Raw genomic sequence first — 8,641 nt, forward strand, 5'->3', positions numbered from 1 at the left:
CACCGGAATGAAACCGAGCCAGGAACTTTTTGAACAAGCAGCAGCTTACTCAAGAAGTGAGAGCTAAATCTAATAAAACATCAACGTGTCAGTGAGCTCTTGACTGACACGAATCTGCTCCAAACCTTGCTAGATAATTGAAGCCGATAGATGACATCACTAGCTTTTCATAAAATTATCGTAATGTAATGGTAGTTCCATATGGGATAACTCAGTCTCTTGAAAAGCAACTATTAGAAGGTATAGATTCAAGTCAAAATTGGGACTATGTTTTTTGCTATTTCGACAAAACCCTTCAAATAATCAATCTCTTGCTCACCTTTTCGCATTCCCACATGTATGCACTTCTGGATCCCCTTTGAGCCAATTTTAATACATTCAAGATGTTCACTTTTTGTTGTCGCGCTTACAAGCCAGTCTGGGAGTACCGCTACACCCCGATTATGAGAAACCAATTGTAGGATCAAATCGGATGTTTCTATCTTTACGTGGTTTTTAGGTCTGCAATTGGACGGGATTAAGAATTGGGTGAAAATATCTAGTCTGTCCGCGGAAACTGGCACGGTAATCAGTTCTTCATTAACCAAGTCGTGTGGCTCAATGTAGGCTTTTTTAGCGAGTGGGTGAGCTTTGTGTACAACTAAGACCAACTCATAGTCAAACACCGGTTGAAAAGTAAGAAGCGGGTGATCTATGGGATCAGGCGTAATTAATATATCTATTTCATGTTCATTGAGAGCATTTATACCGCTAAAATTAAAAGACGATGAGACTTCGAAACGCACATCGGTCCATTTCTCTAGATAAGGATCAGCAATAGCCATCAGCCACTTCTGGCAAGGATGGCATTCCATACCGACTTTTACGTGTCCTCTCATGCCTGAAGCATATTCGCGAAGCATAACCTCGGCATTTTCTAACTGCGGCAAAATTCGCTCAGCAACTTGAATTAAGTATTCACCGGCTTTGGTAAAATGTAAGTTTCTACCCTGTTTAATCCAGATTTTTGTGTTGTAGCGCTCTTCAAGTTTTCTGATCATATGCGAAAGGGCAGACTGGCTCACATGCAGCTTTTCTGCAGCAGCGGTAACACTGCCCTGAGACTTTACTTCCTTTAGAATTTCCAGATATCTCACATCAATCATAACTACGACCCGCTTCCTGATTATGTGATGAGCATAACTCATCATTTAATGAATAAATACCATTTTTAATCATGATAAAACTCCTGCAAAAATAGCGACTACCGATACTTATATTGTTAACTTTCTGATTTGGCGGAGTATTACATGAACTATACAGAAGAATTTCCTCAATCCATTTTTGATGAAGTGATAGAGCGCAAAAACTCAAACTCGATGAAGTGGGCATTCAGTAAACAGTTGCTCAGTTTAGAAGAAAGCGCGGCGGAACCGTTGCCAATGTGGGTTGCAGATACCGATTTCAGAGCGCCTAAACCTGTGTTAAATGCCCTGTATGACGCTGTTGAGCATGGCGTATTTGGTTATCCGGGTGGTGCGCTCGAAAGTTATGTGGATGCGGTAATAAATTGGCAAAAGAAGCGTTTTAGCTGGGCTGTACAAGAGGAGTGGGTGGTTCAAACCGCCGGAATCATTACAAGCCTAAAAACGGCAATTCAAGCATTTTCAAACCCTGGGGATAGCGTCTTAATTCAGCCGCCAGTCTATTCTCATTTTCATAACGATGTGCTTATTAATGGTCGACAACTGGCATTGGCTCCACTGGAGCGAGTTGACCAGGGCTATCGATTTAACCCTGAAGTGTTTGAAGATGCGATTCAAGCGAACACTAAAATATTCATTTTGAGCAATCCTCATAATCCTACCGGTAATGTGTGGTCGGAAGAAGAATTAAGAATCATGGGCGAAATATGTTTTAAACATGGAATACTGGTTATTTCGGATGAAATTCACCAAGATTTGATCATGAATCCGCTCAAAAAGCATACTCCGTTTGCCTCTTTGGGGCGTGAATTTGAGCTAAACAGTCTCACTTGTACCGCGCCAAGTAAAACATTCAATCTGCCTGGATTACAGTGTGCGAACGTCTTTATTCCTAACAAAAACCTACGAAATCAGTTTGCACGGCTGTATGAGAGAAATATGTTCCCATTGGTTAATACACTGGGCATGGTAGCGGCAGAGGCGGCCTATACACACTGTGAAAAATGGGTGGATGCGATGGTCGATTACGTCCGTGGTAACCATGACTATTTTGCGAAAGAGGTTAATGCGATGACGGATAGAATCAGCGTACTTCGGGCCGACTCTCTTTATTTGAGTTGGATTGATTGTCGCAAGTTGGGATTCAGTGCAGTGGAATTAGACCGATTTATGTTGACTAAAGCGCGTCTATGGTTAGATAAAGGGCAGAAGTTTGGTCAAGAAGGTCATGGATATATGCGAGTGAATTTAGGCTGCCCACGGTCCACTGTGGAAGAGTCGATTCGCCGTCTACGTCTTTCACTAGACTACCTTGCCAATGACTACACAATATAATCGACCTCAAACGTGCACTGACTCTACTTCAAGAACAGTTGTGAGATTAGAACAGACTATGGCTAGGAACAAATATGGATAATCAGACCGATTTGATTGTTGAGGCGTCGGAATACACGGAATCACAAAACCGCTCGAATATTTGGCGGTTAACCTTGGCTCAAGCCCTATCTGGCGCGAATGCGGTGGTGGTCTATGCAACGGGGGCGATTGTCGGGAATATGCTTGCTCCATCAGCGATGTTGGCCACTTTGCCCATTTCAATTTTTGTTGTCGGCATGGCGCTATGTGTTTTTCCTGTTGGAGAAATTGCCTTTCGTTATGGTCGCCGCGCTGCATTTTTGGTTGGCTCTGCGGCTGGCGTGATTACCGGTTTGCTTGCTATGGCAGCACTGTTTACACAATGGTTCTGGCTATTTTGTTTGTCGACATTTTTTGGTGGCGCTTACGCCGCGGTTGTGCTTTCTTTTCGTTTTGCCGCTACCGATGGCTTACCTGCGAACAAGCGCCCTCAAGCGCTCTCTCTAGTCATGGCTGGCGGGATTGTGGCAGGGATCATAGGGCCACAATTGGTTACGCAAACCATGCACTTGTGGCCACAGAAAATGTTTGCCGCGACCTTTTTGGCACAAGCGATAGTTGCGCTATTGGCTGGCATTGTACTCTTCGGTGTCCATTCGCCAGCACCAAAAAGGCAGACAGAGCGAGGTGGGCGAGCATTAGCAGATATTGTACTTCAGCCACGTTTTATTAGTGCGGTTATTTGTGGCGCGGCTTCTTATATGATCATGAATTTTTTAATGACAGCGGCTCCACTGGCTATGCACATGCATGGCCATAGCCAAGAGTCATCGAACTTGGGGATTCAGTGGCATGTGATTGCTATGTACGCGCCAAGCTTTTTTACCGGTAAGCTAATTGCGCGTTTTGGTGCTGCGAAAATCTCCGCATTGGGTATTTTCCTAACTGGGCTATCTGCTGTTATTGGTTTAATGGGAGAAGAGGTCGTGCATTTCTGGTCGCTATTGATACTGCTAGGTCTTGGCTGGAACTTTGGATTCTTAGGGGCGTCCGCGTTAGTACTAGAATGCCACGAAGCCAAAGAAAAGAACCGAGTGCAGTCGCTTAATGATTTCATCATATTTGGTTTGATGGCGATTGGCTCGTTTTCTTCCGGCGGTATCCTTAGCTTCTATGGTTGGCATACCGTGCTGTTGGTTTCATTTGTACCGTTAGTCTTGGCGACGATCACACTTGGCTCGGCAAGGAAGCGCTCGTAACCCGATTAAACCAATGGAGTGTTGGTCTTATAACGCAAGGCCAACACCAACTTTGGCTTTGGACATGGCGACGAGCGTTTTAAAACGTTTGACGTTAGGCTTTTGGAAAAACAGCTCTCTTGTCAGCTCATTGTATTGATCCATACTTTGCACCGCGAATATCAACACAAAGTCCCATTCTCCTGTTACGTAATAGCATTGTTGTACGAATGGGCAATTTTCAAAATCGCGACGGGTCGCATCCAGTTCGTGGATTTGTTCTGACTCCACTTCGATGTTGGCGATGATGGTTAAACCAAATCCCAGCGCTTCTTGATTAAGCAGTGCCGTATATTGCTTAATCACGCCATTGGCTTTGAGCTTTTTGAGTCGTCTATTTACGGCGGCCGTTGATAAATTTACCTCTTCACCTAACTCACTTTGCGCCATTCGCCCATCTTTTTGGATAGCACGTAGGATCTTTAGATCAAATTCATCCACTTCAATCATTAAAATTTCCACTTAATCGCTAATAAAACGCAAAAAAATTGCGATAACACAGTTAATTTAGAAAATTTATACGATCACTGCTCTCTATACTAGTCCTATCTAACATGACTTATTACACCGAAATATAGGAAGGTTCCTATGACAGCACTTGTGCTAGATGCGGATACGCTGCTTGAAAATATCACTACCCTTGGAAATATTGGCCTTGAGCCTAGCAATGAAGGTCGCTCTCGAATTGCTTTAACTGATGCAGAAAAGCTAGGACGAGATCAACTGGTTACATGGATGAAGGGATTGGACTTGGAAGTTCATATTGACGAAATCGGTAACCTATTCGGCATTCTCCCTGATAACACAGGAAACACAAAAAACGACGCTTTGATGATTGGCTCCCACATCGACAGTGTATTCAATGCTGGTGCACTTGATGGTTGCTACGGCGTTCTAGCCGGATTGGCTGTCACCAAAGCGTATCGGGACCAGAATGTTTCTCCTTCACGGCCAATCATTGTGGCGGCTTTCACCAATGAGGAAGGGGTTCGCTACCAACCAGATATGATGGGATCCCTTGCCCATGCAGGAGGCCTCACCGCAGAGCAAGTTTTAAATAGTATCGGCACGGATGGGACGCGCTTGGGAGATGAATTGCAACGCATAGGCTACGCCGGAACGATGCCTCTAGGAACGCTTATCCCCAGTCAGTACCTTGAACTGCATATCGAGCAAGGCCCGGTCTTAGATAGTGAGGGCATCAAAATTGGTGCTGTTGCCAATCTGCAGGGGATTTCTTGGCAAAAAATTCAAATCAAAGGAAAAGCTAACCATGCAGGCACGACGCCTATGTCGATGCGCCATGATGCAGGATATGTCGCCGCTTCTATCATTGCGTTCTTGAGAGAGATAACGGAAACGATGCCCGGAACTTTGGCGACAGTTGGCAGCATAAAATTCGAACCGAATGCGATTAATGTCATCCCACGAATGACCGAATTAACCGTTGATCTGCGCAATCCGGATAACACGATGTTAATGGCTGCCGAGCAGGCATTAGCAGAGAAACTAGAGATATTAAGACGAGAAGAAGGTGTCACGATAGGAACGGAGGTATTAGCTCGCTTTGATCCTGTTATCTTCGACGAAAGCTTGGTCGCTTCTATCGAGAAAGCTGCCAATTCACTCAATATTTCTCATCACCGAATGACATCAGGTGCAGGTCACGATGCACAAATGATCGCCCGCATTGCGCCATCAGCAATGATTTTTGTACCAAGTAAAGATGGCGTTAGCCACAACCCGAAAGAGTTCACTGAACTTGAAGATTTAATCCTCGGCGCTGAAGTTCTATTGACCACCGTAGACTCTTTGCTCAGCAACGTTTCTGGCTAATCCAATTATCGTTTGAGAGACCTTATCATGCTATTTAAAAACCCAAATGCCACCAATTCACCATATCCGACAAAATTGGCAACGGTGTTAAACCAAGAAACGGCTCATAAAAGTAAGCAATGGCTGTCTACTTGGCCTTTGCTTAGCCGTTGCGCCACGCCACTCAGGTCGATGACTGGAACCGCTCGAGCACTAGGCATTAACACGCTTTGGATAAAAGATGAATCCAAACGCTCCAAACTGGGGAGCTTTAAAGCACTAGGTGCTCCCAATGCACTTATCAATTTAATCCTGACCCATTTCCCAACATTTGAAGCCGATAAAATCCTATTGGGTAAATACCGAGAACAACTTGCAGACTTTGCTGTGGTTAGTGCAACTGACGGTAACCACGGACGCGCATTAGCAGCAGCAGCACAATCGAGTGGTTGTCCTTGTACCATTGTGATTCATGCACAAGTCAGCCAAGAAAGGGAAGACGCCATTGCTGAGTATGGTGCAACTATGGTTCGTATCACTGGAAACTATGATGAGTCGGTAGAAGAAGCTGACCGTATTGCGAAAGAAAATGGCTGGATTGTCGTCTCGGATACTTCTTATGAAGGATACACGGAAATACCTCGAGATGTTATGCAAGGTTATGGTGTGATGGCGACGGAAACTGCTGAACAACTCGAAGCGCAAGAGCAGAAGCCGACCCATATAATTCTTCAGGGTGGAGTCGGAGGTTTAGCTGCAGGTGTGTTCAGTTATTTCTGGGAGCAATACGGAGTTGAGCGCCCAACATTTATTGTGGTCGAACCAAGACAGGCAGACTGTTTATACCAGAGTGCTATCCAGGGTAAACCATCGGCGGCAACAGGGTCGGTAGATTCCGTAATGGCAGGACTGGCTTGTGGTGAAACTTCACAAATCGCTTGGGACTTTCTACAACCAAGTGTGGATTATTTCACTTTGATTGAAGATCAGGATGCGATCGACAGCATGGTGCATCTTGCTCACAGTAAATATGGGGACGCACCAATTGTCGGCGGTGAATCTGGGGTGGCGGGTTTAGCACTATTGACCAAGCTGGCAAAACTGACTCAGCTCAATGCGCTGAGTCTAAACGCGGACTCCAAAGTTTTAATCGTTAATACCGAAGGTGCCACTGCGCCAGATCTATTCAAAGAATTAACAGGTATTTCGGCAGAAGAAATCATCGCTAAACAATAAGGAATAGAAATGTCATCTATTGAATCGTTTAAAAAACAGTTAATGAGCTGGCGTCACCATTTACATCAGTATCCCGAGACCGGTTTCGAAGAGTATCAGACTGCTGAATTTGTTTGCCAAATACTATCGGATATGGGGCTAAAGGTAACCACAGGTATAGGAGGCACAGGATTAGTTGCCAGTATCAATCGAGGAAACAGCCATAAAGTCGTTGCTATTCGTGCTGATATGGATGCCTTAAACATTTGTGAGGCATCGAATGAGCGTCACTATACTTCTCAACATCAGGGGAAGATGCATGCGTGTGGCCACGATGGCCACATGGCTATGGTACTCGGCGCAGCAAAATTGCTTACCGATAATCCTGATTTTGATGGAACTGTGCGCTTCATATTTCAGCCGGCGGAAGAACACGGTCGTGGTGCGAAAGCAATGATGACTGATGGCGTGTTTGAGCGTTTCCCTGTAGACGCAATTTTTGGTGGTCATAATATGCCAGGAATGCCGTTAGGGACTATCGCTACTCGCTCTGGTGGTATCATGGCTAGCGAGGATAACTTTGAAATAACCATTGAAGGTAGTGGTACTCATGCTGCGCGGCCACACATGGGCAATGACCCGATGGTGATAGCGGCAAACATTATTTTAGCGCTGCAAACTATCGTGTCGCGGAACGTAGACCCAAGCCAACCGGCAGTGGTTTCCTGTACAGAGATCTTAACGGATGGGTTGCGTAACGCCATTCCTGGAAAAGTAGTAATTAAAGGTGACACTCGTAGTTATTCCAAAGCGATTCAAGCACAGCTTGAGGAGCGTATGCGTAGTCTTGTTAAAGGGATATGTGATGCGCACAACGCTAATGGAACCGTTATCTACACTCACGAATTTGCTCCGACAGTGAACACGGAGGAATACGTCAGCTTAGCGGTAGAGTCGGCAGCACAAGTGGTTGGAAGAGGTAATGTTGAAGACAATATTCAACCTATGATGATTTCAGAAGACTTTGGTGCTTTTCTACAAAAAGTACCAGGCAACTTTGTCTTTTTTGGTAATGGTCATCAAAAAGAACAGGGCGGTACGCCTCTACACAGCGCTCATTATGATTTCAATGACGAATTACTCGTTACCGGAGCAAACTACTTTGCCACGGTGGCTAAGGTTGCATTAAAGAAATTAAATCAATCCAACTAGCTCGGAAAATTCGGCGCATCATCGATATCGCGCCGAACTGCATCCATTAATTTACAATCTTGGCAATGTATCGATATAAGTTTTTCGCATCTAGAACTTTAACAGGTAAGGCTAGCGCAAGATCTGATCCGTTTTAGCGATACCTAAAGTTATTCGTCTTGGTCTAATTTAGCAAATTCACTGGCAAACTTCTGTCCAAAACTGATTTATGTTTGAATAAATCGATATCGCGGGCCCAACTCCCCAGCACATCCGAGGTTGTATCGATATTTTTGCCCCCCAAGTGTCAATAAACCTGCCTTTTCTGGTGAGCACAGCCAGGTCACATCGGCTTAATCCTCATTTGATTGACACTTGAGGGGCGGTGTTGGCTAAGCCTTTCTCCCTTTGGCTATCGCGTCCAGTTCTTCAACCAGGTCTTCGGCTCTGAGGTGCGTGTAGCGGCGTAGCATCTGCATTGATTTATGGCCGCTGATGGCCGCAACTTGCTGATCACTTAGCCCGCCTTCCACTAAGCGGCTGACGCTCTCGTGGCGCAGGTCGTGGAATTTAAAATCTTTA

8 protein-coding genes are annotated in these 8,641 nt (G+C 45.1%); 5 read left to right on the forward strand and 3 right to left on the reverse strand.

The window, feature by feature from the left end; translation table 11 throughout:
- Positions 1-248: 248 nt before the first annotated feature.
- A complete protein-coding gene (locus ACN0YF_RS14545; protein ID WP_417494937.1) occupies positions 249-1,145 on the reverse strand; it encodes a LysR family transcriptional regulator in 897 nt (298 codons plus the stop codon).
- Between the two features lie 144 nt (positions 1,146-1,289).
- On the opposite strand from ACN0YF_RS14545, the gene ACN0YF_RS14550 reads away from it, so the two are divergent.
- Both ACN0YF_RS14550 and ACN0YF_RS14555 read left to right on the forward strand, forming a co-directional pair.
- Complete coding sequence (locus tag ACN0YF_RS14550; protein WP_417494938.1) at positions 1,290-2,519, forward strand: MalY/PatB family protein; 1,230 nt, start codon at positions 1,290-1,292, stop codon at positions 2,517-2,519.
- Between the two features lie 74 nt (positions 2,520-2,593).
- Positions 2,594-3,799, forward strand: coding sequence for an MFS transporter (locus tag ACN0YF_RS14555; protein ID WP_417494939.1), 1,206 nt, complete (start codon positions 2,594-2,596; stop codon positions 3,797-3,799).
- A 27-nt stretch (positions 3,800-3,826) separates the two neighbouring features.
- On the opposite strand, the gene ACN0YF_RS14560 is transcribed toward ACN0YF_RS14555, so the two are convergent.
- Positions 3,827-4,288, reverse strand: a complete 462-nt coding sequence (locus ACN0YF_RS14560; protein ID WP_417494940.1) for an Lrp/AsnC family transcriptional regulator — start codon at positions 4,286-4,288, stop codon at positions 3,827-3,829.
- Between the two features lie 138 nt (positions 4,289-4,426).
- Here ACN0YF_RS14560 and ACN0YF_RS14565 point away from each other — a divergent pair, with 138 nt between their 5' ends.
- The 3 genes from ACN0YF_RS14565 to ACN0YF_RS14575 are packed head-to-tail and all read left to right on the forward strand — an operon-like array spanning position 4,427 to position 8,080.
- The gene (locus ACN0YF_RS14565) at positions 4,427-5,674 is read left to right on the forward strand and encodes a Zn-dependent hydrolase (RefSeq protein ID WP_417494941.1); all 1,248 of its coding nucleotides are present in this window, start codon (positions 4,427-4,429) and stop codon (positions 5,672-5,674) included.
- Positions 5,675-5,701: 27 nt separating this feature from the next.
- The gene (locus tag ACN0YF_RS14570; RefSeq protein WP_417494942.1) at positions 5,702-6,889 is read left to right on the forward strand and encodes a diaminopropionate ammonia-lyase; all 1,188 of its coding nucleotides are present in this window, start codon (positions 5,702-5,704) and stop codon (positions 6,887-6,889) included.
- A gap of 9 nt (positions 6,890-6,898) precedes the next feature.
- Positions 6,899-8,080, forward strand: coding sequence for a M20 aminoacylase family protein (locus ACN0YF_RS14575; RefSeq protein WP_417494943.1), 1,182 nt, complete (start codon positions 6,899-6,901; stop codon positions 8,078-8,080).
- 371 nt (positions 8,081-8,451) lie between these two features.
- On the opposite strand, the gene ACN0YF_RS14580 is transcribed toward ACN0YF_RS14575, so the two are convergent.
- A partial coding sequence (locus ACN0YF_RS14580) for a tyrosine-type recombinase/integrase (protein ID WP_417494944.1) occupies positions 8,452-8,641 on the reverse strand: 190 nt, incomplete at its 5' end.

The sequence above is a fragment of the Maricaulis sp. genome (genome assembly GCF_048270265.1).
Classification (GTDB): Bacteria; Pseudomonadota; Alphaproteobacteria; order Caulobacterales; family Maricaulaceae; genus Maricaulis.